The sequence below is a fragment of the Rhizobium sp. CG5 genome (assembly GCF_023701945.1).
GTDB lineage: Bacteria > Pseudomonadota > Alphaproteobacteria > Rhizobiales > Rhizobiaceae > Allorhizobium.
The window spans coordinates 40,960-67,957 of the sequence record NZ_JABAEF010000027.1 but is presented as its reverse complement, the minus strand read 5'-3'; the positions used below and the strand labels follow the sequence as shown (position 1 = coordinate 67,957).

The following is a 26,998-nucleotide window of genomic DNA, read 5'->3' as shown; positions in this document are numbered from 1 at the left end:
CCCTATCACCCGCACCTGGTTCGCCCTCTGCAACCCCGGCCAGCGCCGGGCGATCCAGGTGCTGATCGTCAACATGGGGGTCAACATTGGACGCCGATATCGGGTCAAGTTTGCGTGCCGATTGACAAAGAGTCAGCCGCTAAGCGGATTGGCATCAATCCTGAATGACGATATGCGCTGTGCCCTCGGCGATATCCGCTGGAACCGGCACATCCCAGGGGGCATTGCGGCGGCGGCGGACATCGACTTCCATCCAAAAAAGCTCCCATCCACGGGTCGGCCCGATGCCGTCCATGGTGGCCGGTCCCTGAACTGATTTCCTGGTGCGTTTGTCGAAAACCATCATTGGAGTTTCACCCTCCTGAACGCGCTTGATCTGCTCACGCAGCATCCGGCGATAAGCGATAATGCCCTTGTCACTGGTTCCCAGATGTTCGCGTGTGCGATCCTGCGTCGCCCCCAGGGACTCGACGGCCCACTGGTCGTGAACGTTGATATCGAAGCCCATGCCCGTATAGGTCTCCTCCTCCTGCTCACGCGGATCGAAACCGTATTCGTTCGACTTGTTGCGGCGCGAGCGGTACATCGGCCCTTCGTGCATCGCCATACGCTGGGCGCGCATCTTTTCCTTTTCGACCGGCTTCGTGTAGCTGACGAAGATGGCATACCAATAGCAATTGTTGTCATCGACGGGGACATGCCACTGGGTGATCGTCATCTCGGTGCTGAGCGGGATCGCGAAGCCATGCGGGAAGACCTGGTTTGTGACACGCACATGGGTACGCTCTTCATCAATTTCGCGAAGGGCGATGAGCCGCAGGCCATATTCAGTGTTCTCGACATTGATGATCGGCCGGTCATACTCGCGAAGTACCATCGTCATCGGCAGATCACTGCCGGCGGACGCCGCGCGAAACTGCTTGCCATAAGCGTCTTTGGTGTCTTCGTCATGGAAAAACCGGTGCAGAAAGGACGCATGGGCCGGGTCGATCCCGACTTCCAGCGCCTGCAACCAGTTGCACTCCCAGAGACCCTTGAATGCAAAGACATGGGTGTCGGGGGCTGCGAAACAATCGAGTTCCGGAAACTCGGGCGCATCACCCTGGCCCATCCAGGCCCAGATGATGCCCGACTTCGCAACCGCCTTGTAGGCCGGTTGCTTGATATTGGCGCACAGTCTGGATCCGATCGGCTCCGCTGGCGTGTCGAGGCAATTGCCGTCCGCGTCGAATTTCCAGCCGTGGAAGGCGCAGCGCAGCCCTCCTTGCTCGACACGCCCATAGGCAAGGTCGGCTCCGCGATGCGGACAGTCGCGCCGTAGAAGCCCATAGGTCTTGGCGCCATTTTCGTCCTGACCGGAAACGAACAGGACCAGATCCTCGCTGAGAAGCCGAACGGGAACGACCTTGCGGTCACCCTCAAGCTCATCGACCAGCGCCGCCGGTTGCCAATAGTGGCGCATCAGAGCGCCGCCGGGGGTTTTAGGACCGACCTTGGTGATCAGGCCGTTCTGGTCCGCGCTCATCATGGGACGAATTCCTTTCCGTGTAGGGCGACATCGGGGACGCGATCTCAACTTGACCACATTCCGAACATTAGTACGTATTTTGAACTATGGGCTTGGAGAGTCAATCGGCAATCTCGGCTTCCGGGGCCTGCGTCCGTCCCTCGACGAGGCTCTTCTTGTAGCAGGCCGGGTTCATGTCCCGAACATCGACACTGATCGCCTCGATCTCGCCAAAGGCTTCCCGATAGGCGCCAACCAGCATCTCCGCGAGCGCACGTTTCTTATCGTCCGACCGACCGGCCAGCAGCGATATCGTGACATGGATGAAGGAACGCCTGCCGTCGCCAAACAGGATGGCATCCGGCCGCACCGTTCTGACCTTGACGTCCCGCCGGTCCATGGCGCCGCATTCGCCCGCAACGCGCAAGGCAATTTCGCGCACCTTCGTGGTATCGAGCGCGTCGGGGTCTTCGGTGAAGTGTTCGATCACAAAGTGAGGCATTGCATGTTCCTTTTGAGCCCCGCCCTTTCAAGGGCTTGCGCGTGGGACGGCAGGCGGTTTTAGAAGACCCCGAAATATTCGCGCTGCTCCCATTCGGACACCGTCGCGAGATAGCGTTTCCATTCGGACCGCTTGAGCACCGACATGTATTCGACGAAGTCATTGCCAAGCGCATCGCGGAAAAGATGGCCCGCCTCGAATGCCTCGATCGCCGCGATCAGACTGGGCGGCAGGGCGCGCGCGGCGCTGCCATAGGGGTTTTCGACCGGTTCCGGCGCACAAAGCCCTTCCTCAAGACCCGCAACACCGGACAATATCTGCGACGCGAAATAGAAATACGGATTGGCCGTCGGTTCGGCCACGCGGTTCTCGATCCGACTCGCCCCATCGCCCGGCGCCATCAGAGCACGCACCATCGCACCACGATTGTCATGCCCCCATTCGATACGGTCCGGCGCCATGCCGAAGGGCTGGTAGCGCTTGTAGCCATTGACCGTCGGCGTGGTCAGCAGGCAGCATTCTGTCGCATGTCGCAAAATGCCGGCGATCCAGGCGCTGGCCTGGGGCGTGAGCCTCTCGCTTGCCTCGGGGATGAAGACATTACGTCCCCGAGCATCGACGAGAGACTGATGCAGATGCCAGCCGCTGGAGGCGGTATTGTCGACCTTCGGGCGGCACATGAACGTTGCATGCAGTCCCTCGCGGGCACAAACTTCCTTCACCATGGTGCGGAACATGATCATATTGTCGGCGTGTTCCATCGGTCCGGCCGGCTCGAAAGTGAACTCGAACTGGCTCGGGCCCATCTCAACTTCGGTTGAGCGGACCGGCAGTTCCAGCGCCTGTGCATAACGACGCAATTTGTCCATCACAGGTTCCAGCCGGTCATAATTGCAGTCGGACAGATATTGATAGCCCTGGTCCAGAAGCCGGGTTTCGGGAGGCGTGCCCGGCAGGCCGGTCTGGCTGTGTTCCAGCGCCGCCTCCTTCAGGGCAAACACATGGAACTCGACTTCAAGGCCGACGGTCAGGCTGTAGCCATGGCCGCTCAGCCGCTCAATGGTCCGCCGCAACAGGGGACGCGGCGCAAATGGCAATACCTTGCCGTCGCGGGCCACCGGATCGCAGAAGAGCCATGCCGAGTGAGGGCTCCATGGCAGGACACGAAATGTCGCCGGATCGGGCACGAGGATCATGTCGCCCGCGCCTGCCATCGTCTCCATCACGCCGGGCGTGCGTCCATCCCAGATCGGAAAGACGGTACGATTGGATGTGTCCTTCAACAGCAGCGTGGCCGGAAGACTGAGCCCTGAACGGAAGATCGAACCGAGAGCCGCCGCAGTCACCGTCTTGCCGCGCAGCAGACCGTGCTGATCGGCAAAGACGACGCGAACGGTTTCAATTTCGCTTTTCTCCAGCCTTTCCAGCAGCGCGGCTGCCGCATCCACGGCAGTCAGAAGTCCATCGCGAACCAGTCGTCCGCTCTTCAGTTTTTCAAGATGGAGAGATGACATGCAAAAAGCCCTTTCCGGAGTGGCTGTTGGTAGGCCTTGCGGCGTGCGGCGGGATTTTCTGTTGAACTTGTCGGCATCAATTGGGGGGGCAGATTGACCTTGTTTCAGGTGTGTCCGGGGATCAGGAACACCTGCCCATCCATCTCGGGACCAACGACGATCTGGCAGGAAAGGCGGCTGTTGGGGCCGCGAGGTGCTTCGGTCGCATCGAGCATCGCGTCCTCATTGTCGTCGGTGGGGCTTGTCAGGCCTTCCGGTGCGAAAACGTGACATGTCGCGCAGGATAGGCATCCGCCGCATTCCCCCTCAATGCCCGGAACCGCGGACATGACTGCCGCCTCCATAACCGATTGGCCCGGAACTGCACTGACGGCGATCTCGGCTCCGTCGGTTTTGCGGAAAATCAGAGTAACGGCAGGCGTCATGAGAAGCTCCTTGCGAGGATGTCGCCGGATCGAAAAAGTTCGGAAATGCTGCTTGCGCCTCTTCGGCGAACTGTGTGCTTGTGAGACAGCCTTCAGGAAACGGGACCGTCGATTTCGAGGATCAGGGATGTCTCGAAGCAATAATTGTCCGTGAGCGACGGTGCGCCGTAGGTCGCCCGGGCACCCAGACCGATATCCGGGCCGAAGACCTCCTCCAGAAGGTCGGTCAGACCGTTGGTGATCTTGTAGTGCTCGAAGAAATCCGGCGTGCAGGCGACGTAGTTCAATGAACTGACGATGGCTGTCACCCTGTCCAGATCTCCGAGCGCCCGCTTAATCGTGGAAATGCAGTTGATGCCGGTGTGCCGCGCTGCGAGATAGCCCTCCTCGATGCTCACCCCATCGCCCAGACGTCCCGGATAAAGCACCTTGCCGTCCTTCATGCCCGGGGAATGTCCGCACAGATGCATGACCCTTCCGGTGATGACGAAAGGCTTCATCTTGCCGTAGCGTTTGCCGTATTGATCAGGGCCGGCCATCGGCACCGTCAGTTCGATATCCAGTTCTGCGAGGCGCTGTTCCACTTTCATGAGATAGACTTTCTTGTTTGAGTTTAGTGCGCAGCCATGGTCTTGCCGATGCGCGAATGGCTATAGCCCGAGCGCGCAGCCGTCCTTGCGCGGGTCGGATGCGGCCGCCAGAACACCGCTTTGCGGATTTCGCCAGATGATTTGGCCGCCGCCGATCGGGGTTGGCGACCATTGCGCATCGTGGCCGCGGCTGCGCAATTCATCGATAACGCTCTCATCCTGACGCTGCTCAATATTGAGGACACCGCGATAGACAAAGCTGCGCGGCGCATCGAGCGCCTGCTGCATGTCCATGCCGTGGTCGAGAATATTTGACAGCAGTTCGGCATGCCCGGCCGCCTGATACGGCCCTCCCATGACCCCGAAGGGGGCCACGCACTGGCCATTCTGCATGACCATGCCGGGGATCAGCGTATGCAGCGGCCGCTTGCCGCCGGCGATCGCATTGGGATGCCCAGCTTCCAGACGGAACTGCGCGCCGCGATTGTGAAACAGAACGCCTGAGCGCGGCGCCATGATGCGGCTGCCGAAGGAGTGAAACAGCGAATTGATGAAGGAGATGGCATTGCCCTCCTCATCGACGACGCAGGCATAGACCGTGTCGAGCTGCGTCACCTCCGGCCAGACGGTCGGAGCCGCGGCCTTTTTCATATCGATGCGCGAGCGAGCAAATTCGGCCCATTGCGGAGACAGGAGCTGTTGGACGGGCGTGGAGCCAAAATCAGGGTCGCAGAACAGTTCATCGCGGTGGTGATAGGCAAGCTTGGCCAGTTCGGCGAAAATATGGATACGGTCGGCCTCGCTGAGGCCCGGGTCGCGCAGATCCATGCCATCGAGCGCATTGAGCATCATCAGCGCCGCAAGCCCCTGACCGCTCGGCGGCAATTCGACGATGTCGTATCCCTTGTAGCGGGAGGAAATCGTCGTGACGTAATCGGCGCGCGCCTCAGCGAAATCGTCCAGGCTGTGCAGGCCGCCATGGTCCTGAAGGCAGGCCACCATGTCGTTGGCGACCTCACCCTCATAGAAGCCTTGGTGACCATCCCGGGCAATCTTTTCCAGTGTAGCAGCCAGCAGGGGCTGGCGGTGGATGGAGCCTTCAGGCAAGGGCTTGCCGTCTGGAAGGAAAACCGACGCGGCGACGGGATGGTTCGCCAGCAGTGGCGCCTCCTGCAACCAGTCCTGGGCGACGACGGGCTGGACCACATAACCGTCACGGGCCAGCCGGATCGCTGGCTCAAGCACGGTTCCGATCGACAGCTTTCCGTGGTCGGCGATAAGCCTGCACCAACCGGCGACGGCGCCCGGAACCGTAACCGAATGGGCTGAATCCAGCGCCAGTTCGGTTATGCCCTGCCTCGCATACCAGTCCGGATTGGCCGCTGCCGGCGCACGTCCGGCGCCGCTGAGCGCTATGGGCGCATCGGCGTTGCGGGGCATGTACACAGCAAAGCAATCGCCGCCGATCCCGGTCTGATGCGGCTCGACGACGCATTGCACGGCAATCGCAGCTATGGCGGCGTCGACGGCGTTTCCACCTTTCTGCAGCATTTCGATTGCCGTCAGGCTTGCCTGCGGATGCGAGGTCGCCACTGCCGCCCTGGCGGAGTATACGGTTGATCGCGTTCGGGTCTTTTCGTTGCGCATGTTCATTCCCACGTCGATGTCCAAATTGATGTGCGTGCTCTCGCCGGATGCCGGCTGGCGAGAACCGGGGCGCCGATTATTCCAGTTCGACATCCAGCTCTCTTAGCCTGGTCGTTCGCGGGTGCTTTGTCCGCCCGGCTCGCAGATCCTCGGCCGACAGGATTTCGACCATCTCCCCGCTGTCCATCACACCGAGCTGCGGACACATATGGGCGACCACCGCGAGGTTATGGCTCACCATCAGATAGGTCAGCTTGTGCTCCTCGCGCAGATCCATCAGCAGGTTGAGAATTTCGGCCTGAACGGACACGTCCAACGCGCTTGTCGGCTCGTCGAGCAGGACGATGGACGGCTGCGAAATCAGCGCTCGGGCAATCGCCACGCGCTGGCGCTGGCCACCCGACAACTGATGGGCATAGCGGTACCGTGCCGCGGTCGGAAGAGCGACATCGGACATCACCTCGCGGACCCGCCGGTCGATATCGCCAATCCCCTGGACGATCAGCGGTTCGATCAGCGTCCGGTTGACGGTATGGCTCGGATGTAACGAACCGTAAGGGTCCTGAAACACCATCTGAACCTGCCTGAAGAAATCGCGTGGGCGCTTGTGCGGCTGCGATACGCCGCTCATTCTCACGTCGCCGGTCCAGGTATCGACAAGGCCGGCCAGAACCCGCATCACGGTCGACTTGCCTGAACCGCTTTCGCCGACAATGCCAAAACTGCCGCCTCTCGGCACCTGGAAGCTTACGCCATGCACCACTTCGTGCGTACCGAACCGGACCCGAAGGTTTTCGACGCCAATCATGTTTTCGTCAGCATCGGTCATGCCAGCCACTCCGAATCCCGTTTCATGATGGGCAAGCGTGCCGTTGGCCGGGTCAGGCTTGGCAGGCAATCCAGCAATGCGCGCGTATAGGGATGCCGGGATTGCGCAAGCTCGCCTGCGGCCAGTTCCTCGACCACCTGACCGGCATACATGACCACGACGCGGTCGCAGAAATGGCGCACGAGCGGAAGATCGTGGCTGATGAGCATGAGGCCCATGTTGCGGCGAGAAACGAGGTCCTCCATCAGCTTGAGAATTTCCGCCTGCACGGACGCATCAAGGGCGGACGTAGGTTCGTCGGCGATCAGTAGCTCAGGATCCGGCGCCAGCATCATCGCGATCATGACCCGCTGGCCCATGCCGCCTGAGAGCTCATGGGGATAGGATCCGGCGACACGCTTCGGGTTGCGGATCTGGACCTGGTCCAGCAGGTCGATGGCCGCCTCCAGGCCTTCGCGACGGCTTCCCTTTTTCTGATTGCGCCACGCTTCGGCGATCTGCTCGCCGGCAGTCATGATCGGGTTGAGCGAGTATTTGGGGTCCTGCATGATCAATCCGGCGCGACGTCCACGGATCGACCGCATTTGCTTCTCGCTTGCCGCCAAGACGTCTATGCCGTCAAAATGCAGCTTGTCCGCACTCACGCGCGCCTTTGGCGGCAGCAATTGCAGCAAAGCCCGTGCCGTCAGCGATTTCCCGCTCCCGCTCTCGCCAACGATGCCGAGCTTCTCCGTGCCAAGCTTCATCGACACATTCTTCACAGCGGTATGCGTGCCACGGGCCGAGGGAAATTCGATCTTGAGGCCGCAAATCTCCACCAACATCGCCATTCTCCTCAGTTCTGTCTGGAGTCGAGCGCATCGCGCAAGCCGTCACCCACCAGGTTGAAGGCAAGCGAAACGGTGAGGATCGCGAGCCCGGGAATGAGGGGGACCCACCACTGCTCGAGGATGAAACGCCGTGCGCTGGAAATCATGGTACCCCATTCGGCCATCGGCGGTTGAGCGCCCATGCCCAGAAATCCCAAACTTGCCGCGAAAATGACGATGGAACTCATGTCGAGCGTCACGCGCACGATCAGGGAGCTGAAGCAAAGAGGCATGACGTGATGGATGATGATCCGAAACGAGGACGCCCCGGTCATGCGCGCGGCGGCGATGTAATCGGTATCGCGGATCGCCATGGTTTCCGCCCGGGCGAGACGGGCATAGGGAGGCCATGTCGTCAAGGCGATGGCGATGACCGCGCTTGTCATCCCAGGATGGATCGCCGCCACGAAGGCCAGCGCGAGAATGAGACGCGGAAATGCCAGGAAAACATCCGTGACGCGCATCAAGACGACATCCGCGGCACCGCGATAATAGCCAGCGGCGCAGCCGATAAGAAGTCCGACAGGCGCGACCAGCACCACGACGGCCAGGACCATGCCGAGGGTCACCCGGCCGCCGTAGAGCAGGCGGGAATAGACATCGCGCCCCAGTTCGTCCGTGCCCAACCAGTTTCCGGTAGATGGTGGCAGAAGCCGTTGCCCGAGATTCTGGGCAACGGGATCGTGAGTCGCCAACCAGGGTGCGAAAATGGCGCCAAGAAGCACCAGCCCGATCAAGACCAGACCGAATATTGCCGGTCTATTGCCATAGAACGCCACCCACAGCCTGTAGCGATGAACCCAGGCTGCCTGCGTCTGCGATTCCGAGTTGTCGTTTTGCCACCAGGAGCGGTCGAAGAGTTTGACGGTCATAGGCGGGGATCCAAGATTTGATAGGCGAAATCCACGAGAAGATTCAGCAGCATGTAGACGGCCCCGACGACGAGCGTCGCGCCGATCACCGCATTCATGTCCGCGTTCATCAAGGAAACCGTCATGTATTGGCCGATCCCGGGCCAACTGAAGATGGTTTCGGTGACGACAGCGCCTTCCAGAAGGCCTGCGAAAGTCAGGGCGAGCACCGTGAGCAGTCGGACGGTGATATTGCCGAACGCATGGCGCCAAATGACGCGCAATGACGACAGGCCCTTTGCCTTGGCGGTGGTAATGAATTCCCCGCTCAGGGTGTCGATCATGAAGGAGCGCGTCATCCGCAGGATGTAGGCCATCGAGAAAAAGGCGAGCACGGCCGCGGGCAGAAGCAGATGCGACAGGGCGTCCCAAAAGACTTCCCAGTCGCCCGCGATCAATGCGTCAACCGTCAGGAAGCCCGTTACTGTCGGTGTGAGGCCCGCCAGGCCAACGCCGATGCGGCCCGTGCCCGGTGCCCAGCCCAGCTTCGCGTAAAAGACCAGCAACGCGACGAGACCAAGGACAGGGATCGGCGTGGAATGCCCGAGCAGCGAGATAACGCGAACCGCCTGATCTAGGCGGCTGTTGCGCCGCACCGCCGAGATGACGCCGAGCGGAACGCCGAAGAGTGTGGCGAAGATCATTGCCACTGTCCCGAGCTCCACGGTAGCGGGGAAATATCGCTTGATGTCATCCAGTACGAGATTGGACGTCATGATCGAGCGTCCGAGGTCGCCACCGGCGAGATGCTGCATATAGATCCAGAACTGGATGAGGAGAGGTTTGTCGAGGCCAAGCTCCGCCCGCATGCGCAACACCACATCCGGCCTGGCATGATCGCCGAGGATCGCCACCACCGGGTCGATCGCGATAACCCGCCCGATGAAGAAGGTTATCACGACCAAGCCGAACAGGGTGACGACCAGACTGGAGGCGGCTGCCCCCAGTCTCAAGAGTTTGCTTGCAGTCTGTGTGCGAAACATCCTGCCGGACCTTATGCCTTTCTGACGTCGGCATAGTGGGTAAAGCCGGTCTGGGCACCGATTGCAAAACCGGAAACGCCTTTGGCCATCACCGCAGATGCCGTCTTCTGCAGCATCATCGCAAACGGCGCTTGTTCGGCGAATTTGAGCTGCATCTCACGGTAAAGCGCCATGCGCTTTTCGCTGTCGAATTCCTTGCGCGAGGCAAGCGACATCTCGATCAGTTCCTTGTCGACGAAGTGGTTACGCCAAGCAAGAAGCTGCAACTTGGAGTTTTCGCCGTCGTCGGGATTTTCGCAGAAGGCCTGACTGTTGGAATAGGGATCGAAATAGTCCGTTCCCCAAGGCATCAGGATCAGTTCATGGGCGCGCTTGAGGTGCTTCGCAGAGACCTGACGCATTTCGCCGGAGATGATGTTGACCTTAATCCCTATGGCGCCAAGGTCGGCCTGAACCGCCTGCCCGATATCCGCATAAGGGGCCGAGGAGGGCACATCCATCGTTATTTCGAAGCCGTCCGGGAAGCCGGCTTCAGCGAGAAGCTGCTTGGCCTTGGCAACGTCCTTGGTGAAGAGCTTGTCCTTCAGACCGCCCGGGAGGCTCGGCGGCAGGAAGCCCTGTGCGACCGTGTACATGTTCGGCGTGATGTTCGTGGCGATGCCGTCGTAGTCGATGGCCCATTTGATCGCCTGCTGAACCTTGAGGTTCTGCAGGGTGGGAACAGCCTGGTTCATCGCCACGTAAACCGAAACGGCCTGACCCGCGGAAACCACTGTCATGTCATTATCCGCACGAGCGGTCTTTAGAAGTTCTGGCGTCAGGTTGCGGGCGATGTCGGCATCGCCACGTTGCAGCATCAGCAGTTGCGCCGACGGATCGGCCACGTGGCGGATGTAGATGCGGCGGATCTGATCGGGATTGCCGGAATGCGGGTTGGCATCCAGCGCGACGTGATCGCTGGCGACCCATTCGGTGAGCTGGTAGGCGCCCGAGCCGGCGGAATTGGTCTTGAGCCAGCCATTGCCCATGTCGCCGTCGACTTCATGGGCGAGTGCGGTAGCCTTCTCGACGATGCTGCCGATTGGCGCCGTCAGGCAGAGCAGGAGGAAGCTCGGGGCGACTGCCTCAGGAAGCTTGATGACGAGGGTCTTGGCATCCACGGCCTGGATCTGCTCATCGACCTTGTCCTTGGTGAAGCCGAATTGCGAAAGAATGAACGCCGGCTGCTGATCGAGCTTGATCGCCCTCTGCAATGAGAAGGCCGCGTCTTCGGCCGTCAGAGCATTGCCGGACGGAAACTTGGAGTCAGTCTTCAGGACGAAGGTGAAGGTGGTGCCGTCATCGCTGACGGTCCAGGATTCGGCGAGGTCGCCGACGACCTTGGTATTGTCGGCCGCATCGGGAGCAATGAGGCCGCGATAGAGATTGGGAATGACCTCAAGGTTAGTGATGTCATAGGCTTCTGCCGGATCGAAACCGGTGCCCAGGTCATCGATCTGCTTGGCCATGACAACGACAGCCTTTGGCGTCGCCGCAAATGCATTCCGGGTTGCGAAGACACCGGAGCCAACGAAAGGCGCTGCGGTGGTCAATGCCAGTAGTGTTCTGCGTGTTAGCATGCAAGTTCCCCTTTTTGGTTAGCTGCTAAGGCATGATAGTCAAACTTTTTACTGATGCGAACTTTTGTTTTTATATTACACATTTTCCGGCAACTTGTGCCGAAAGACCGGCGAAGCAGCAAATTGAAACGCTGGCCGAAACCGAACAAGGAAGTGGCTAAGCCACTCTCTCGCCCGGAACTCTCAAGAGAAACGCTAGATGGTTGCGTTATCCTCTTCTCTACATTTTTCCCTTATTTTTCAAGATATTTGCATATCTGCGGCGAAACGGAGAACTGCTCGTTCCATGCCCGATACGATCATTTCGACCTCTTTTCGGCCAGCGGTCAGCGGCGGACCGAACTCGACGACTTGGTAAGTGCGGGCAAGGATGCCTTCCTCGCGTAAATAGTTGGTCATTCGTACAGACATCTGATCCTGCGGACGGAATGCCTCGCGGGTCTGCTTGTCACGGACGAGTTCGACGCCTACCAGCAGGCCGCGGCCGCGGACATCGCCGACGATCGGCAGCTTGCGCAGCGAGTCCAGACCATCGAGCAGGTACTTGCCCATTTCGCGGGAATTCTCGACCAGATTCTCATTCTGAAGAATTTCGATATTCTTGAGCGCGGCGGCAGCCGCAACGGCATGCCCACCGAAGCTGAGAACATGGTTCAGGCCGGCTTCACGGCCGCTTGCTTCCTCAAAACGGCTGACCACGCGCTTGCTTGCGATCGCGGCGCCCATCGGCACGTAACCGCTGGTCAGGCCCTTGGCCATGGTCATGATATCGGGCACGACACCCCACTGTTCGCAGGCAAACATGCTGCCTGTGCGGCCGAAGCCGTTGATCACTTCATCGATGATCAGAAGCACACCGTACTTGTCGGCGATCTCGCGCAGCATCGGCAGATATTCGTCGGGCGCCGGATAGATGCTGGCAGCGGCGGGTACCGGCTCCGCGATGATCGCGGCAACCGTTTCAGGACCTTCATGCAGGATCGCCTTCTCGATCATGCTGGCGCAGAGCGTCTTGCAGGTCGGGCGCGACAGGCCATATTCGCAGCGATAACAGTTGTTGTGCGGCACTTGGATGCAGCCGGGAACCAAAGGACCGAAGATCTTGTTGTTGAAGTCATGGCTGGCACCGCTGATGCTCATCGTATACTGGGTCGAGCCATGGTAGGAACCGCGCCGGCTGATAACCTTGGTCCGCTTCTGGTCGCCACCGAGCCAGTGATACTGCTTGGCGATCTTCATCGCCGTCTCGACCGCTTCGGAACCACCGGATGTGAAGAAGACGCGCTCGAGATCACCCGGAGCGAGATCGGCCACGACCTTGGCCAGCTTCACGGTCGGTGGGGCGACGAAGTTGTAGGGGGAGACGTAGGCGAGTTCGCGAGCCTGGGCGGCCATTGCCTCCGCGATTTCAGCCCTGCCGTGACCGATATTGGTGACGAATGCGCCGCCGGAGAGACCGTCGAGAAAACGATTTCCGTTCTCATCGATCAGATAACAGTCTTCACCCTTGGTGAAAACGGTCATGCCGCCATCCGAGCGCAGGGTCTGCGAACCGGTGGCATGGAACCAGACATGCTTGAGGGCGTCGGCTGTGTTACTCATAGATGGTCTCCCTTGTGGCCCATGATCCAAGATGCTTTTCAGTTGTCATGCCGGGCAGGATCGTCACGATTCCGTCCGTCAAATCTCTTCGTGCGCGGCAGTGGTTTCGTCCCCGTCGCCAACCAACGGCGCTCGAACGACCTCAAGCCATTTGAACAGCCAATTGGTGTAACTCGTCGCGACGAAGAGATCGAAGCTCTCCTCGCCCGTGGCATGCAGGATCACCGGCACGCGACCGCAGAGCGTCGACACGACCTGTCCAGCCCGAAAGTGGCGGGACTGGAGATCGAGATCGATCGCCCGTGCGAGCAGATCCCGCGCCCAGCGGCCTTCGATAACCACGCGTTGCCAGGCATGGGTGACATCCACCAGCCTGCCGCGAGCGTCGGCGACCGCCTGATGCCATTTCGCGACAACGCCACCCAGTCGGACGATCCGTCGTTCCGGCGAGAGGTTCAGCACGAAGCCGCCAGCACCCATTTCGACAACGACGGCGCTCAATTCGGCCGGCCAGGCGCCGGCAATCCCGGTTACTTCCACCATTGCGACAGCGGAACAGCGTGTCATCTTGCACAGATCAGCCACGGAGCCTCTCCCCTCTTGGGTCTATAAAGACGGGGTCGCAGAGCGTCACCGATACGTTTTCGCCGGTCAGGGGTGAGGCCGCGATGCGCTGCTGGCCATGCGCGGACGCACCGCCAGAAACCAGCGCCAGTGCGATCCAGCGGTCGAGTTCGGGACTGAAGGTGACCGAGGTGACATGACCGTCCATCGGCACCGGCGGTACGGCGGCCGCATCGATCACAATCTGGGCTCCGCGCGGGATGGCCTGTGTACGGTCCACCGCCATGATCCCCACCAATTGCTTGCGGTCCGGGGCGGTGAAAGCAGGGCGCGTCAGGGAGTTTCGGCCGAAAAACTCCTTTTTCGTGCTGACCATCCGCGCCAGCCCCAGATCGGCGGGCACCGTGCGGCCGTCGGCCTCGAAACCGGGAACGAAAAGCCCCTTCTCGATGCGCATCGTCATCATGGCTTCCGTGCCATAGGGCATCAGACCGAATGCGGCACCTGTCTCGATGATGGTTTCCCACATGCGCAGGGCATCGCCCGATGCCACGTAGATTTCATAGGCGCGCTCGCCGGAGAAACTGACCCGCAACACTCTCGCCTCGATGTCCCCGAGCCGGCCTTCGGCCACGCTCATAAAGGGCAATGCCTCATTATCGACCGCAAAGTCGGGATTGAGTGCCATCAGCAGATCACGGGATCGCGGACCTGCGATGGCCATTGCACCCCAATGCTCTGTCACCGGCGTGATGGTCACATCGAGGTCAGGCAACTCCACCTGACGCACGCGTTCCAGATGGGCAAAGACGCGCTCTGCATTGCCGGTCGTCGTGGTCATGAACCAGCGATCCTCGGAAAGCCTGGTCACGGTTCCATCATCCATCACCATGCCGTCTTCGCGCAGCATCACGCCATATCGGCAGCGGCCGGGCTTCAAGGTCTGCCAGCCGTTGATGTAGACGTAATCCAGCAAGCGAGCGACGTCCGGCCCCTGAAGGTCAATCTTTCCGAGCGTGGAAACATCGGATATGCCAACATTGAGGCGCGTGTTCGCGGCTTCGCGGATCACCGCCTGCATGTCGCCTTCGCCCTCACGCCGATAGAGTTGTGAACGGCGCCAGCTGCCGACATTCGCAATGACGGCCCCATGGGCTTCGTGCCAGCCATGCATGCGGGTCGTCCGCGCCGGAGTCGACAAGGATCCGACAAAAGTGCCGGCCATGACACCGAACGTCACCGGGGAATAGGGCGGGCGCGGCCTGCTGTTACCGATCTCCGCCGTCGTGCGACCTAGCGCCTGCGCTATGACATCGACACCGTTGAGACCGGCAAGCCTGCCCTGATCGGTTCCCATGCCCAGCGTCGTGTAGCGCTTGACATGTTCGACCGAACGATAACCCTCGCGCACCGCAAGCTTCAGATCGGCTGTCGTCACGTCATTCTGCAGATCAACGAATTGCTTAGGCGCGGCCGGGGGCGGTTCGACTGGGAACACCGTAGCCGGCGCCTTATGCGGAACCGGCTGGCCTTGACCCGCAGCGCGACCGGCGGCAATGCAGTCCTCGACATCGAACATCCCGGCGCAGGCCCCGACAGCAACCATGCCGGTCGATGTCCGACCTTCCCAGGCAGTGACATCCGGCACCATCGCGCAGATACGGTCATCATAACGGAGACGCCCGCCAGCATGGGTATAGAGCTGGGCGGCGGGCGACCACCCGCCTGCCGTGAGAAGCAGATCGCAGGACAGCCTGACAGGCGCGCCACCAGCGGTGAAGGGACGGATCGTGCACCCCTTCACCCGGCCTTTGCCGTGACTGCGTTCTATGCGATGGGAGAGAAACAGGCGCAAACCGGCCGCGCGGACACGAACCTGCAATCTCTCGTTCACTTCGGGACGACAGTCGACAACAGCCGCGATCTCGACACCGGCTGCCTGAAGACGGAACGCCGCTTCATAGGCGCTGTCGTTATTGGTAAACAGGACAGCCCGCCGTCCTGCCGCGACGCCGTGGCGGTCGAGGTAATGAAACGCTGCACTGGCAATCATGACGCCGGGACGGTCATTTCCGGAAAACAGCAGAGGCCGTTCGAAAGCGCCTGTTGCCAGCACGATGCGTCCGGCATGAACCATCCAGCGGCGCTGGCGCACGCCCGGTGCACCGTTTTCGACGATTGCCACTTCGTTGCCGTCATAGTGGCCATAGGCAGTCGCGCCGGCAACCATCAGCACATCGGGACGCGCGGACAGTGCCTGCACAATGCCATCGCGCCAGTCCGCATAGGTCTTCTCTTCGACCTGCGTGTCGGCATCGGTGCCCAACCCACCGAAGACGGGCTGCTCATCGACAATCATCACGCTGTCGCCGCCCCTGCTGGCCGCCTCGGCAGCAGCAACCCCCGCCACACCGCCGCCGATCACCAAGACGTCCACATGCCGATACACGGTCTCGTAACGATCCGGGTCCGGCTCGGTCGGCGCCCGACCCATGCCGGCCGCGCTGCGAATGATCTTTTCGTAAAGCGGCCAGGCCGAGACCGGCCATTTGAAGGTCTTGTAATAGAATCCGGATGGAATGAGCGGCGAGATCACATCGTTAACTGCCATCAGGTCGAATTTGACCGAGGGCCATCTGTTCTGGCTGCGGGCGACAAGACCGTCCTCCAGCCAGACTTGCGTGGCCTTGAGATTTGGCGTGCGACGAGCGCCCTCCCCCACCTCGACCAGAGCATTCGGTTCGTCGGAACCATAGGCCACGACACCACGTGGGCGGTGATATTTGAAGCTGCGGGCGACGATATCGACGCCGTTGCCGATCAGTGCCGAGGCCAGCGTATCGCCTTGATAACCGGTATACGCCCTTCCGTCGAAACGGAAGGTGAGAGGCCTGCCGCGATCGATGACGGTTCCACCCCCCTCTGTCCGCCAACCACTCATGGGTTCACCTCTTGCAGAAAGTCGTTGTTGCGCGTGTCCCGCGTCACCACGAACCATTGGCGGCATCCCGCAGCGTGAAACCAGCGCTCTCGGTTGGGACCGAGAGGATTGTCGCGTCTATAGACGTAGTCGCTCCAACTCTGCGCGGGCGCCTCGGCTGAACCGAAGGGCGCCGCCACGTCGGGCCGCTCGAGAGCCGCACCTCCGTAGGTGAACTCCGCAACCGGACGAGCGCCGCAACAGGGACAGTTAATACGCATGGGTCAATGCATCCACGCGCTTGAGCCAGAGCCTCGTTCATCGAGCAGTTCGCCCGTATCGAAGCGATTGAGGGTGTAATGTCTGGCAAAGCGATGCGGCTCGCCGGTTGCCACGAGATGGGCCATCGCATCGCCAGCAGCCGGAGTGCCCTTGAAGCCGCCGTAACACCAACCGGCGTTCAGGTAGAGGCCAGAGATCGGAAGGGACGTGATGATCGGACTGCCATCCATGGACATGTCGACGATACCGCCCCAGCTGCGCATCATCCGCAATCGCCGGAGCGAGGGGAAAAGCGAGATTGCCGATTCCACGACGTGGTCGAGAATATGGGGATCGCCGCGCTGGGCGTAGGAATTGCTTCCATCGATATCGCCGCCCATCACGATCTCGCCCTTGTCGGACTGGTTGATGTAGACATGCAGCGCGCCGGAAACGGCAACCACATCCAGCATCGGCTTGACCGGTTCGGAAACCATGGCCTGCAGGACATGGCTCTCCATCGGCAATCGCAAACCCGCCATCGCCGCAAGCTGGCTCGAATGCCCCGCGACACAAATCGCGACCTTGCCGGCCTCGATCACGCCGCGCGTCGTATCGACACCAACAATGCGGTCGCCGTCGCGCCGCAACGCCTTGACCTCGCAATTCTGGATGATGTCGACCCCTCGCCGGTCGGCGGCGCGGGCATAGCCCCAGACAACGGCATCGTGACGCGCGGTGCCCCCGCGCTTCTGGATGAGCCCGCCCACGATCGGAAAACGGGCCTGCGGTGACAGGTCCAGCCCCGGCATCAGCGCCCCGAGATCGGGAAGCGATAGCAACTCGGCGTCGACGCCGTTCAGCCGCATGGCATTGCCGCGCCGATGCAGGGCCGACAGCTCCGCATTGCTGTGAGCAATGTTGACCATGCCGCGCTGGCTGAACATCACGTTGAATTCGAGATCGGCGCTGAGGCCCTCCCAAAGCTTCAGGGAATGCTCGTAGAAATGGGAATTCGGCGTGAGCAAGTAGTTGGAGCGAACGATCGCGGTGTTGCGCCCGGCATTGCCGCCGCCGATCCAGCCCTTTTCCAGCACGGCAATATTTGCGATGCCGTAGTTCTTCGCCAGATAATAGGCCGTCGCCAGTCCATGTCCGCCGCCGCCGATGATGACGACATCGTAGTGCTTGCGCGGCTCCGGATCGCGCCAGGCGGCCTTCCAACCGCCATGCCCGCTCAGGGCATTCCAAGCCAGGGAAAGGGCGGAATAGGAACTCATACCCGCAACTCAGGCACAAGAACCGCAGGATCATAGGCAAACAGCGCCGGCGTTCCGCCGGTATGCAGGAAGACAACCGTGTCATCCTTGTCGATCCGGCCCGTGCGGATATGATCGATCAACCCTGCCAGGCACTTGGCCGAATAGACGGGATCGACGAGGACACCTTCCAGCCGGGCCAAAAGGTGGATCGCCTCTTCGGCGGCCTCAGTCATCGCACCATAATGCGCACCGATCTGATCGTCGAATACCGTGAGGTCCGACGCCTTTGGCGTCTTCGGCAAGCTAAGAATTTCCTGCGCACGGGTCGTTTCGTCGATAACCTTTTCGACCAGGAATTCGCTCGTGCGGCTGACGCTTACGCCGGTGACGTGATAGCTCGGCTTGAGATTGCACTCACCAAGCACCAGGCCCGAATAGGTGCCACCGGAGCCCACACCGACATAGAGGTGCTCAGGTGCAATCTTGTTTTCGGCAAACTGCTGCATCATTTCGGCCGTCGCCAGAACGTAGCTCGCCATGCCCTCAGGGCTGGAGCCGCCGAGCGGCATCATCATCGGCCGCCTGCCCTGTTTCACGAGGCGCTCGGCAAGATCCTCTATCGTCGTTCCGAAATCCCAACGCGGCTCGGTCTCAACCAGATGAATGTTGGCGCCGAGAAGATGGTCGAGAAGCAGGTTGGCGGAAACCGGATGCGGCTCGCCAGGCACGCCGCCCAGCACGAGTTCGACCTGCAGGCCGGCGCGTGCACCCATGGCCGCGGTGATGCGTGCGAGATTGGACTGATAGCCTCCGCAAGCAATGATCGTGTCATAGCCTTCGGCGATCGCCTTGCCGAGAATGAATTCGAGCTTACGCACCTTGTTGCCGCCAAGACCCGCAGGCGTCAGGTCGTCACGCTTGAGAAAGATCCGCGGCCCGCCGAGATGGCGGGAAAGGGCGCACGCTTCATCGAGCGGCGTTGGCCCATGAAGCGTGCGCAGTCGGGGAAAGGATTCGAGATGCGAAACAATGCTGGATGCTACGGACATTCAATCAGGCCTTGGCAACGGAAATCGTCTGGATATCGGTGTAGGACGCCAGTCCCCAAGGGCCGTTCTCAACCCCGATGCCGGACCATTTGTGCCCGCCGACAGGCGAGATCGGCAGGATGGTGAGGTGTTGGTTGACCCAGGCCGTACCGCAGTCCAGTTCGGCGGCCAGTTCGGCACCACGTTCGGCGCTGCCGCTCCAGACAGAGCCCGACAGCCCGAACTTCGTGCCGTTGGCGCGCTCGATAACCTCAGCTTCATCGCTGAACGGCAGGATGGGAAGCAGAGGTCCGAACTGCTCCTCGGCAACGAGCCGATCGGTGTCCGACAGACCGGTCACCAGCTTAGGCGCCATGAAGTAACCCCCGACATTGGGAATTGCGGCATCGCCGTGCAGCTTGCCGCCGGCCTTTAGCGAATCTTCTGCCAGTTCCTGCACCCGCTCGAACTGAGGCGCCGTGGTGAGCGGGCCAAGATCAACGCCTTCATCGAAACCATTGCCGACGCGGGCGGCTGAGATGCGTGCAAGCAGCGCCGTCTTCACCGGCTCATAGACATTTTCATGCACATAGAGACGCTTGATGACGGAGCAGACCTGCCCGGTATTTTGGAAACTGCCCCAGAACAGTTTTTCTGCAATCGCTTCAGGATCGACGTCATCGAGGACAATGCCGGCGTCATTTCCGCCCAGTTCCAGTGTGATGCGCTTCAGGTCATCGGCACTGGAGCGGGCAACGCTCTTGCCGGCCTCGACCGAACCGGTCAGCGAAACCTTGCGGATATCTGGATGCGCAGCCAAGGCGCGACCAAGCTCGTCGCCGCCGCTGACGATCGTCAGCACGCCCGCGGGAATGATGTCCTGCAGAATGGCCCCGAGCCTCAGCGTGGCAAGCGGCGTGAAGGGAGAAGGCTTGATGACGATGGCATTGCCCGCGAGGATCGCCGGTGCGATCTTCCAGACGGCGGAGATGACCGGATAGTTCCAGGGCGCGATGCCGGCGACGACGCCGAGCGGGCGACGGTGGACCGAGACGCGCATGTCACTGTCATCGCGCAGCACTTCGACCGGCAAGTCGATTCCGGCCGTATGCTCGAACCAGCGCGCCGCGCCCATGACCTCGCCGATGGCCTTCGGCAAGGCACGGCCCTGCTCACGGCAAATAAGGCGCCCCAACTCATCGGCATGCGCACGCACTCTTTCTGCACAGGCGACGAGAACGCGGCGGCGCTCTGCGATATCCTGACGCGACCACAGTTTGAAGGCTTGCGAGGCGGCGGCGATAGCCTGGGAGAGCTGCGCCGGACTGCATTCCGGCGCCTCTGCAAATGTCTTGCCTGTCGCCGGATCGATCACGTCGAACGCACCATCCGCACCGACCAAGCGGCCCCCTATCAACATCTCCATAACCATTGGCGTTGGCACCCCGTATGTCCTTTTTATGCGATATAAAAACATACGCCATGTGAACGTTGGTGCGCAAGAAATAAAAATCATATTACGAACATATGTTCGCATCATGCATCTTTTCGAAACCTCGCGTGCGATAGCTTGCCGACTTTACGATGATAGTTGCAGCATAAGCCTGCAGAGTCAGCCTATTTTTCGTCCCAGCCCGATAATCTGCCGCACTTGGACTCGGGTACGAGGCAGCTTGCACCCGTAAGGCACTCACTATATGGAAACATCTGTTCACACTGCATACGTCGAAATTCCGCAATCGCAGTCCTGGAGATGGGTGTCATTCAGCATTTTGAGAAGTCGGTTCCCATGGACGAGACCTGCGCTTCAAGGCAGGAGTTGCCTCGATCGAAGCCAGGACATGCGTGCCGATTGACAACCGTCCATGGCGACGTGTCGCAGGCTCAGCAGGAGACACGCCGGCGGTGAACGAGGGGGCCGGCGCTTCGCAGGGTTGTCAATTCAGCACCGGCGCCGTAAATCCGATCATATACAACCGGGATATGCTTCCTGTATTTGTCACTGCCATCGAACATGGCATCAGTCCAAGATAAGCCAATCAAAATTAGGCAATCAAACAGCATGAGACCCCCCACATGCGGGGTTTGGAGAAGAGGGATTCATGAGCGACGACCAAATCAACTCCGAAGACAGACCACGCGACTTCGTCGCGTCGCTCGAGCACGGTTTGAATGTCTTAAGCAGCTTCGATGCCGCCAGTCCGGCCATGAGTCTGTCTCAGGTCGCCGACCGGACCGGCATGAACCGGGCGAGCGCCCGGCGCTATCTCCTGACGCTCGCCCATCTCGGCTACGTAGCCCGAGACGGTCGCTCTTTCCGCCTCGCGCCCAAAGTGCTGAATCTCGGCTATCTCTATCTTTCGGCGCTGCCATTTTCCGATTTTGCTCTGCCCCTTCTCGAAGAAGCCAGCGCCGCCTCCGAACAAACGGTAGCGCTGGCGGTGCGCGACGGAGATGAGTCGGTCTATACCGCAAGAGCTATTGCCCAGCGTTCCCTGGCGGTCACTGTTCCAGTGGGCCGTCGCCTGCCTTTGTTGTCGACATCAACCGGTCGCGCTATGCTCGCCTTCGACCCGCCCGAGGAGATCGACATCCTGATCGAAAGCAGTCGCCCCACTCTGCTGACCGACAAGACCACCATCGACCCCAACCTGTTACGCCGTGAACTGGAACTGGTCAGGGGCCGCGGATACGCATTGGTCGAGCAGGAAGTCGAAGTGGGCGTGCGCTCGCTTGCCGTGCCGTTTTTCGACAACAAGCAGAAGGTCGCAGGCGCGATCACCGCCCTGACCAGCATGAGCGCCGTCACAACCAAGAAGCTACTCACAGATATCCTGCCCATTGTGCAGAATGTCGCCGATCAGTTGCAGATCGCCCTCAAGGCCGGCCGGTCCGATATCAATTCATGATGAAAGGTGCCCGCGCAAGCGCGCCCGCCTGAAACGTGCCGGGGTCGCTATCGAGGCTGCCGGCACAATAGCGACAACCTCGTCAGGCTTCGAAAAATCAACTCCAGACTTCGCCGAACAGGCGAAGCCAGTTTTCTCCGAGCACGCGCGCAATGCGGCCTTCGTTCCACCCCCGTCCCAGCATGGCGTTCGTCAGATTCGGATATTGCTCGATTCGGCAAAAGGCCTCGGGGAAAACCGCTCCTTTCGGCTGCAAAAGCTGCCGACCATGGCCCTTGTAGCGGAGAAAGTATGCCATCCGTTCCGGCGTCACGTCCTGCGTGAAATCCGTGCCGATGCCGACCTGTTCCTCGCCGCAGAGATTGATGACGTATTCGATGACGTCGAGATAATCATCCAGCGTAGACAAGCTGCCTCTTGGCATGAAGGGTGGGAACATCGTGACGCCGACCATGCCACCGACCTCCGCGACCATGCGCAGTTCCTCGTCGGTTTTATTGCGCGGATGATCCTTCAGTGCCTTGGGAGCACAATGGGTGTAAGCAAGCGGCTTCTTGGAAGCGCGGATCGCGTCGATTGAGGTTTGCGGGCCGACGTGACTGAGATCCATGAGGATACCGATTTCGTTCAGGGCCTCGACCAGCTCGTGGCCGAAATCGGTCAGCCCCCGGTCGATGGTTTCCAGGCAGCCCGCGCAGACCGCATTGGCATTGTGATAAGTAAGCTGGACGACGCGCAAGCCCAGTTCCGCATAGAGTGCAACGGTCCTGACATCCTCTCCAAACCCGTCAGAATTCTGCCAGCCAAGAATGACGCCGACGCGACCTTGCGCTTTCGCCTGGGCGATGTCCTCGACGGTGTATATTTGGCAAATAAGATCATCGTTCTCACGCAGCCACAGCTTCCACTGTCCCACGGCGCGCATGGACTCCTCAAAGCCTTCCCATACGCTGCAGGTACAATTTGCGGCCGTCAGCCCACCCGTCCGCATCGCCTCGAAAAGCTCGCGGCTCCATCTTGATACGATCAGCCCGTCGATAACGATGGAACGGTCGTGCAGATTCGATCGGCTCATGTAACTTCTCTCCATGCGTGGGGCGAGGCGGCCGGCAAGGGGCACCTGATCCGCGACAACGCCATTTTTTTATCGTTTTCACGCCCGCGGTGTGAGCGCGGCGTACCGGCAACTGCGGCCGAGATCCGGGGTCTTCAAACTCCGTCCAAGGCTGACATCACAGGCGTCACGGGCCGCCAGGTCATCGAACCAACAATTTTTATGAACATTTGTTCGTATTTACAACTTTTTTGTGATGCCAGACAAGCCTTCCCATGGATTTACATTCATGCGATGCGCAATGCGCACGCTTAAATTCCCAAAGGCCAGCACACCATGGTCGCGGCCGCGACCCGCCAGGCCTTTATCCAGCCCGATCATGACAGTGCCGTGCAGACTTGGCGGCATGTCGCCGATCAGCTCCGTGTCAGATGGCCGAAGCGCGGCACATTTATGGACGACGCCGAAACTGATGTGCGCGCCTACATGGCCTTTCCAGCCCAGCATCGGACCAAGCTTCACTCGACCAGCCCGATCGAACGACTCAATGGCGAGATCAAGCGCCGCACAGATGTCGTCGGCATCTTCCCTAACGACGAGGCCATCGTCCGCCTCGTCGGTGCACTGCTCCTCGAACTTCATCAACCGCGATCTTCAACTCAAATTATAGTTTGATGCAAAACTAGATTGCGCGTCCGATCGTGTTCGGCTAGCTTGTCCATAAGGAGCCCGCTGCAGGCAAATCGCAGGGAGGAGGGAAACGTATGGACATTCAACTTTTAATCGATAACGAAGACCAAGCTGCCGCTGACGGAATGACATTTGAACGTCGCGATCCGGTTACCGGAGAGGTGGCGAGCCGGTCAGCGGCCGGCGGGGTCGCAGACGCGAATGCCGCAGTGGATGCAGCTGCGGCAGCTTTTCCAGGATGGGCCGCGACCGGCCCAGGCCAGAGACGCGCCTTGTTGCTCAAGGCGGCGGACGTGATGGAGAGCAAGGCGCCGGAATTTATCCGACTGATGATGACGGAGACCGGCTCCACCGCGCCCTGGGGCGGCTTCAATACCATGTTCGCCGCCGGTATCCTGCGAGAAGCGGCATCCATGACGACGCAGATCGCCGGGGAGATCATACCGTCCGACAAACCAGGCAACATGTCGTTTGCCTTGCGCCAGCCGGCTGGTGTATGCGTCGGCATTGCCCCGTGGAACGCGCCTGTCATCCTCGGTACCCGCGCCATCGCCATGCCGCTGGCCTGCGGCAATACCGTCGTTTTGAAAGCGTCTGAGATGTGTCCGGGCGTTCATCGCCTCATCGGACACGTCATGCGGGAAGCCGGCCTACCGAAGGGCGTCGTCAATATCTTGACCAACGCACCCGCCGACGCGCCGAAGGTCGTGCAGGCGCTGGTGGAACATCACGCTGTGAAGCGCATCAATTTCACGGGCTCGACCAGAGTGGGCAAGATCATTGCGGAAATGGCGGCGCGCCACCTGAAGCCGGTGCTGCTCGAACTCGGCGGCAAGGCGCCGCTCATCGTGCTGGACGACGCCGACCTCGATGCTGCGGTCAATGCCACCATTTTCGGGGCGTTCATGAACCAGGGCCAGATCTGCATGTCGACGGAACGCATCATCATCGATGAAAAGGTGGCCGATGTGTTCGTGGAAAAACTCGCCGCAAGAGCACGCGCTCTGCCGGCCGGAGATCCACGAGGGCATGTGGTGCTCGGCTCGCTCGTCACGGTCGAGGCGGCCGAACGCGTCGAGAGCATGGTCAACGATGCGGTTTCCAAGGGCGGACACCTGATCGCGGGCTTCGAACGTCACGGCGCGATCATGAGCGCCACGTTGATCGACGGCGTGACGCCGGAGATGCGCATTTATAGCGAGGAGTCGTTCGGGCCGGCGAAAAGTATCATCCGCGTGAAGGGGGACGACGAAGCGATCCGCGTGGCCAACGATACCGAATACGGGCTGTCGTCCTCCGTTTTCAGCCGCGACATCCGTCGCGCCATGGCCGTGGCACGCCGCGTCGAAGCCGGTATTTGTCATATCAACGGTCCGACCGTTCACGACGAGGCTCAGATGCCGTTCGGCGGCGTGAAAGGGTCCGGCTACGGGCGGTTCGGCGGCAAGGCGGCCATCGCGGAATTCACAGATTTGCGCTGGATCACGATCGAAGATCCGGACCAGCACTATCCATTTTAAATCGAAGGTCGCACGCGATCGTTTGGCAGGCCGGAAGACCCCTTCCGGCTGCGATGGCCGCTGGCAGTTTCAGGGTAAAGCATGGCGAACGGAACACCTACACTCACCGCCGGCGGGGCAATTCTCGCGCGTCTCAAAGCACTCGGTGTCGATTACATCTTTGCCAATTCAGGCACGGATTTCCCCCCGATTATCGAAGGTCTGGCCGAAGCCGCGGCGCGCAACATACCCCTCCCGCGTGCCGTCGTCGTGCCGCATGAGAGTGCGGCCATGGGGCTCGCTTACGGTTATTATCTCGCCAGCGGGCGCGCCCAGGCCGTGATGGCCCATACGAATGTCGGCCTGGCAAACTGTGCCATGGGCGCAATCAATGCCGCTACCGAACATGTGCCGATCCTGCTTTTTTCCGGACGTACCCCGCTTGCGGAGAAAGACCGGCTTGGAGCCCGCACCGTGCCGATCGGCTGGGGTCAGGAAATGCGTGACCAGACCGCGCTTGTGCGGGAGGCGACAAAATGGGACTGCGATCTCAGTTTCCCCGAGCAGGCGATGGACACCGTTGATCGTGCCCATGCCATAGCCAATTCTACCCCGCGCGGGCCGGTCTATGTCAGTCTTGCACGGGAGATATTGTGCGAGCCCTGTCCGTCCGACGGCCTTGATTTGCCTCCGCTCATGGTCCCGGCGGTCGCCGCACCGCGCTTGTCGGACCTCGAGCATGTCGCCATGCTCCTATCCGAAGCCAAGCGTCCCCTGATTATAGCGCAACGTGGAACTCAGTCCGAGGAAGGGTTTGCGGCGCTGGAGGAGATGGCACGTGAATGGGCAATTCCCGTCTGCCAATATTGGGCCATACAGCTGGCGGTGGCAACCGACCATCCTATGGCCGTAGGGGTCGATCCGGCACCGTGGTTGGCCAATGCCGACTTGGTGCTCGTGATCGATTGCCTGGCACCATGGTCGCCGGACATCCATCAGCCAGCGCTTGGCTGCAAGGTTGTCCATATCGGCCAGGATCCGCTTTATAGCCGTTTTCCGACCCGCCATTTTCCGTCGACCGCCAATCTTGTCGGAGATGTTGGCGATACGCTTGTCGCGCTCAACCAGGCGGCAAAGCACTATCTGCCCGGGTCGGAAGCTGCGCGGAAGATTCGACGCGATGTCGTTGCCGCGGCCGCGCAAGCCCGCAGGCAGGAGGTCCGTCGCGAGGCCGAGTCCGGAGATGGCGATGCGGTCTCGAAGGCATTTGTCAGTCTCTGCCTCAGCCGGGCTCTGGCAGGTCGCAAAGCATCCATCCTGTCCGAACTTGGCGTACCGCTGGAGCCGCTCGACATCAGCCACCATGGTGCCTGGTTCCAGGAGCCGCATTCCGGCGGTCTTGGCTGGTCGTTTCCCACAGGCTTGGGCATGAAGCTCGCGGATCCGGACCGGCTGGTCATCGCGACCATGGGGGATGGATCCTATATGTTTTCCAATCCGGTCGCCTGCCATCAGGTTGCAGAGGCGCTTGAAATCCCGCTTCTCGTCCTTGTGTTGAACAACAGTTCATGGGGAGCCGTGCGACAATCCGTGCTCGGCATTTACCCTGATGGGTTCGCAGCCAGATCCAACGACATGCCGCTCGTTTCGCTGGCGCCTTCGCCCGATTTCTGCCTGGTCGCAGCTGCGAGCCGCGCCTGGACGGCACGGGTTCAACATGGACGCGATCTGCAAGCCACTCTGGCAAAAGCGATTGATCACGTGTTGACCAGAAAGACCCAGGCTCTCGTCGAAATCAGGATAGCACCCTGAT

General features: G+C 60.6%; 23 protein-coding genes and 1 pseudogene. 5 read left to right on the top strand and 19 right to left on the bottom strand.

Going from position 1 to position 26,998, the window contains the following annotated elements; translation table 11 throughout:
• Positions 1–154: 154 nt before the first annotated feature.
• The 18 genes from HGO38_RS28505 to HGO38_RS28420 all read right to left on the bottom strand — a co-directional run bounded on the left by HGO38_RS28505 (position 155) and on the right by HGO38_RS28420 (position 20,435).
• Positions 155–1,528, bottom strand: coding sequence for a Rieske 2Fe-2S domain-containing protein (locus HGO38_RS28505; RefSeq protein ID WP_250959190.1), 1,374 nt, complete (start codon positions 1,526–1,528; stop codon positions 155–157).
• Positions 1,529–1,628: 100 nt separating this feature from the next.
• Entirely contained in the window at positions 1,629–2,009 is a 381-nt protein-coding gene (locus HGO38_RS28500; RefSeq protein WP_250959189.1) for a 5-carboxymethyl-2-hydroxymuconate Delta-isomerase, read from the bottom strand.
• 59 nt (positions 2,010–2,068) lie between these two features.
• On the bottom strand, positions 2,069–3,523 hold the full coding sequence (locus tag HGO38_RS28495; protein WP_250959188.1) for a glutamine synthetase family protein: 1,455 nt from the start codon (positions 3,521–3,523) through the stop codon (positions 2,069–2,071).
• A gap of 104 nt (positions 3,524–3,627) precedes the next feature.
• Positions 3,628–3,948, bottom strand: coding sequence for a 2Fe-2S iron-sulfur cluster-binding protein (locus tag HGO38_RS28490; RefSeq protein ID WP_250959187.1), 321 nt, complete (start codon positions 3,946–3,948; stop codon positions 3,628–3,630).
• 92 nt (positions 3,949–4,040) lie between these two features.
• A complete protein-coding gene (locus tag HGO38_RS28485) occupies positions 4,041–4,538 on the bottom strand; it encodes a RidA family protein (RefSeq protein ID WP_250959186.1) in 498 nt (165 codons plus the stop codon).
• Between the two features lie 60 nt (positions 4,539–4,598).
• A complete protein-coding gene (gene ggt / locus HGO38_RS28480) occupies positions 4,599–6,185 on the bottom strand; it encodes a gamma-glutamyltransferase (protein ID WP_250959185.1) in 1,587 nt (528 codons plus the stop codon).
• Between the two features lie 76 nt (positions 6,186–6,261).
• Positions 6,262–6,993, bottom strand: coding sequence for an ABC transporter ATP-binding protein (locus tag HGO38_RS28475; RefSeq protein ID WP_250959194.1), 732 nt, complete (start codon positions 6,991–6,993; stop codon positions 6,262–6,264).
• A 17-nt stretch (positions 6,994–7,010) separates the two neighbouring features.
• Positions 7,011–7,838: an ABC transporter ATP-binding protein gene (locus HGO38_RS28470; protein ID WP_250959184.1), complete on the bottom strand. Its 828-nt coding sequence runs from the start codon at positions 7,836–7,838 to the stop codon at positions 7,011–7,013.
• An 11-nt stretch (positions 7,839–7,849) separates the two neighbouring features.
• Positions 7,850–8,755, bottom strand: coding sequence for an ABC transporter permease (locus HGO38_RS28465; protein WP_250959183.1), 906 nt, complete (start codon positions 8,753–8,755; stop codon positions 7,850–7,852).
• The gene (locus HGO38_RS28460; RefSeq protein WP_250959182.1) at positions 8,752–9,777 is read right to left on the bottom strand and encodes an ABC transporter permease; all 1,026 of its coding nucleotides are present in this window, start codon (positions 9,775–9,777) and stop codon (positions 8,752–8,754) included. Before HGO38_RS28460 ends, HGO38_RS28465 begins: the two co-directional genes overlap by 4 nt.
• Positions 9,778–9,788: 11 nt before the next feature.
• Positions 9,789–11,396 carry an ABC transporter substrate-binding protein gene (locus tag HGO38_RS28455; RefSeq protein ID WP_250959181.1) on the bottom strand — a complete coding sequence of 536 codons (1,608 nt, stop codon included), beginning with the start codon at positions 11,394–11,396 and terminating at the stop codon, positions 9,789–9,791.
• A 240-nt stretch (positions 11,397–11,636) separates the two neighbouring features.
• Positions 11,637–12,998 (bottom strand): aminotransferase family protein, encoded by a 1,362-nt coding sequence (locus HGO38_RS28450; protein ID WP_250959180.1) that lies wholly within the window; start codon positions 12,996–12,998, stop codon positions 11,637–11,639.
• Positions 12,999–13,076: 78 nt separating this feature from the next.
• On the bottom strand, positions 13,077–13,583 hold the full coding sequence (locus HGO38_RS28445) for a sarcosine oxidase subunit gamma family protein (protein WP_250959179.1): 507 nt from the start codon (positions 13,581–13,583) through the stop codon (positions 13,077–13,079).
• Complete coding sequence (locus HGO38_RS28440) at positions 13,576–16,503, bottom strand: sarcosine oxidase subunit alpha family protein (protein ID WP_250959178.1); 2,928 nt, start codon at positions 16,501–16,503, stop codon at positions 13,576–13,578. Before HGO38_RS28440 ends, HGO38_RS28445 begins: the two co-directional genes overlap by 8 nt.
• Positions 16,500–16,763 carry a sarcosine oxidase subunit delta gene (locus HGO38_RS28435; RefSeq protein ID WP_250959177.1) on the bottom strand — a complete coding sequence of 88 codons (264 nt, stop codon included), beginning with the start codon at positions 16,761–16,763 and terminating at the stop codon, positions 16,500–16,502. The genes HGO38_RS28440 and HGO38_RS28435 overlap by 4 nt, the downstream gene beginning before the upstream one ends.
• Positions 16,764–16,766: 3 nt before the next feature.
• Entirely contained in the window at positions 16,767–18,023 is a 1,257-nt protein-coding gene (locus HGO38_RS28430; protein ID WP_250959176.1) for a sarcosine oxidase subunit beta family protein, read from the bottom strand.
• Entirely contained in the window at positions 18,020–19,054 is a 1,035-nt protein-coding gene (locus tag HGO38_RS28425; protein ID WP_250959175.1) for a D-cysteine desulfhydrase family protein, read from the bottom strand. The genes HGO38_RS28430 and HGO38_RS28425 overlap by 4 nt, the downstream gene beginning before the upstream one ends.
• A 4-nt stretch (positions 19,055–19,058) precedes the next feature.
• Complete coding sequence (locus HGO38_RS28420) at positions 19,059–20,435, bottom strand: aldehyde dehydrogenase family protein (RefSeq protein WP_250959174.1); 1,377 nt, start codon at positions 20,433–20,435, stop codon at positions 19,059–19,061.
• Positions 20,436–21,135: 700 nt separating this feature from the next.
• Here HGO38_RS28420 and HGO38_RS28415 point away from each other — a divergent pair.
• Positions 21,136–21,942 (top strand): IclR family transcriptional regulator domain-containing protein, encoded by an 807-nt coding sequence (locus HGO38_RS28415; RefSeq protein WP_250959173.1) that lies wholly within the window; start codon positions 21,136–21,138, stop codon positions 21,940–21,942.
• Positions 21,943–22,039: 97 nt separating this feature from the next.
• On the opposite strand, the gene HGO38_RS28410 is transcribed toward HGO38_RS28415, so the two are convergent.
• On the bottom strand, positions 22,040–23,017 hold the full coding sequence (locus HGO38_RS28410; RefSeq protein WP_250959172.1) for a membrane dipeptidase: 978 nt from the start codon (positions 23,015–23,017) through the stop codon (positions 22,040–22,042).
• Between HGO38_RS28410 and HGO38_RS28405 the strand changes: the two genes are divergently transcribed.
• From HGO38_RS28405 to HGO38_RS28390, 4 genes and pseudogenes are all read left to right on the top strand, one after another.
• Positions 22,997–23,311, top strand: coding sequence for a hypothetical protein (locus HGO38_RS28405; RefSeq protein WP_250959171.1), 315 nt, complete (start codon positions 22,997–22,999; stop codon positions 23,309–23,311). The two genes, HGO38_RS28410 and HGO38_RS28405, sit on opposite strands and share 21 nt — an antisense overlap.
• A 21-nt stretch (positions 23,312–23,332) precedes the next feature.
• Positions 23,333–23,632, top strand: a pseudogene (locus tag HGO38_RS28400) (transposase); the annotation flags it as partial.
• Between the two features lie 128 nt (positions 23,633–23,760).
• Positions 23,761–25,206: an aldehyde dehydrogenase gene (locus HGO38_RS28395; protein ID WP_250959170.1), complete on the top strand. Its 1,446-nt coding sequence runs from the start codon at positions 23,761–23,763 to the stop codon at positions 25,204–25,206.
• Between the two features lie 81 nt (positions 25,207–25,287).
• Positions 25,288–26,997, top strand: coding sequence for a thiamine pyrophosphate-requiring protein (locus tag HGO38_RS28390; RefSeq protein ID WP_250959169.1), 1,710 nt, complete (start codon positions 25,288–25,290; stop codon positions 26,995–26,997).
• Position 26,998 lies beyond the last annotated feature (1 nt).

What these genes read in the sequence shown, in the direction of transcription:
- ggt (WP_250959185.1), bottom strand. Translation starts at nt 6,185, where the DNA reads ATGCGCAACGAAAAGACCCGAACGCGATCAACCGTATACTCCGCCAGG.
- HGO38_RS28395 (WP_250959170.1), top strand. Translation starts at nt 23,761, where the DNA reads ATGGACATTCAACTTTTAATCGATAACGAAGACCAAGCTGCCGCTGAC.
- HGO38_RS28470 (WP_250959184.1), bottom strand. Translation starts at nt 7,838, where the DNA reads ATGTTGGTGGAGATTTGCGGCCTCAAGATCGAATTTCCCTCGGCCCGT.
- HGO38_RS28505 (WP_250959190.1), bottom strand. Translation starts at nt 1,528, where the DNA reads ATGATGAGCGCGGACCAGAACGGCCTGATCACCAAGGTCGGTCCTAAA.
- HGO38_RS28460 (WP_250959182.1), bottom strand. Translation starts at nt 9,777, where the DNA reads ATGTTTCGCACACAGACTGCAAGCAAACTCTTGAGACTGGGGGCAGCC.
- HGO38_RS28490 (WP_250959187.1), bottom strand. Translation starts at nt 3,948, where the DNA reads ATGACGCCTGCCGTTACTCTGATTTTCCGCAAAACCGACGGAGCCGAG.
- HGO38_RS28440 (WP_250959178.1), bottom strand. Translation starts at nt 16,503, where the DNA reads ATGAGTGGTTGGCGGACAGAGGGGGGTGGAACCGTCATCGATCGCGGC.
- HGO38_RS28410 (WP_250959172.1), bottom strand. Translation starts at nt 23,017, where the DNA reads ATGAGCCGATCGAATCTGCACGACCGTTCCATCGTTATCGACGGGCTG.
- HGO38_RS28465 (WP_250959183.1), bottom strand. Translation starts at nt 8,755, where the DNA reads ATGACCGTCAAACTCTTCGACCGCTCCTGGTGGCAAAACGACAACTCG.
- HGO38_RS28450 (WP_250959180.1), bottom strand. Translation starts at nt 12,998, where the DNA reads ATGAGTAACACAGCCGACGCCCTCAAGCATGTCTGGTTCCATGCCACC.
- HGO38_RS28390 (WP_250959169.1), top strand. Translation starts at nt 25,288, where the DNA reads ATGGCGAACGGAACACCTACACTCACCGCCGGCGGGGCAATTCTCGCG.
- HGO38_RS28415 (WP_250959173.1), top strand. Translation starts at nt 21,136, where the DNA reads ATGAGCGACGACCAAATCAACTCCGAAGACAGACCACGCGACTTCGTC.
- HGO38_RS28485 (WP_250959186.1), bottom strand. Translation starts at nt 4,538, where the DNA reads ATGAAAGTGGAACAGCGCCTCGCAGAACTGGATATCGAACTGACGGTG.
- HGO38_RS28435 (WP_250959177.1), bottom strand. Translation starts at nt 16,763, where the DNA reads ATGCGTATTAACTGTCCCTGTTGCGGCGCTCGTCCGGTTGCGGAGTTC.
- HGO38_RS28495 (WP_250959188.1), bottom strand. Translation starts at nt 3,523, where the DNA reads ATGTCATCTCTCCATCTTGAAAAACTGAAGAGCGGACGACTGGTTCGC.
- HGO38_RS28455 (WP_250959181.1), bottom strand. Translation starts at nt 11,396, where the DNA reads ATGCTAACACGCAGAACACTACTGGCATTGACCACCGCAGCGCCTTTC.
- HGO38_RS28425 (WP_250959175.1), bottom strand. Translation starts at nt 19,054, where the DNA reads ATGTCCGTAGCATCCAGCATTGTTTCGCATCTCGAATCCTTTCCCCGA.
- HGO38_RS28430 (WP_250959176.1), bottom strand. Translation starts at nt 18,023, where the DNA reads ATGAGTTCCTATTCCGCCCTTTCCCTGGCTTGGAATGCCCTGAGCGGG.
- HGO38_RS28475 (WP_250959194.1), bottom strand. Translation starts at nt 6,993, where the DNA reads ATGATTGGCGTCGAAAACCTTCGGGTCCGGTTCGGTACGCACGAAGTG.
- HGO38_RS28500 (WP_250959189.1), bottom strand. Translation starts at nt 2,009, where the DNA reads ATGCCTCACTTTGTGATCGAACACTTCACCGAAGACCCCGACGCGCTC.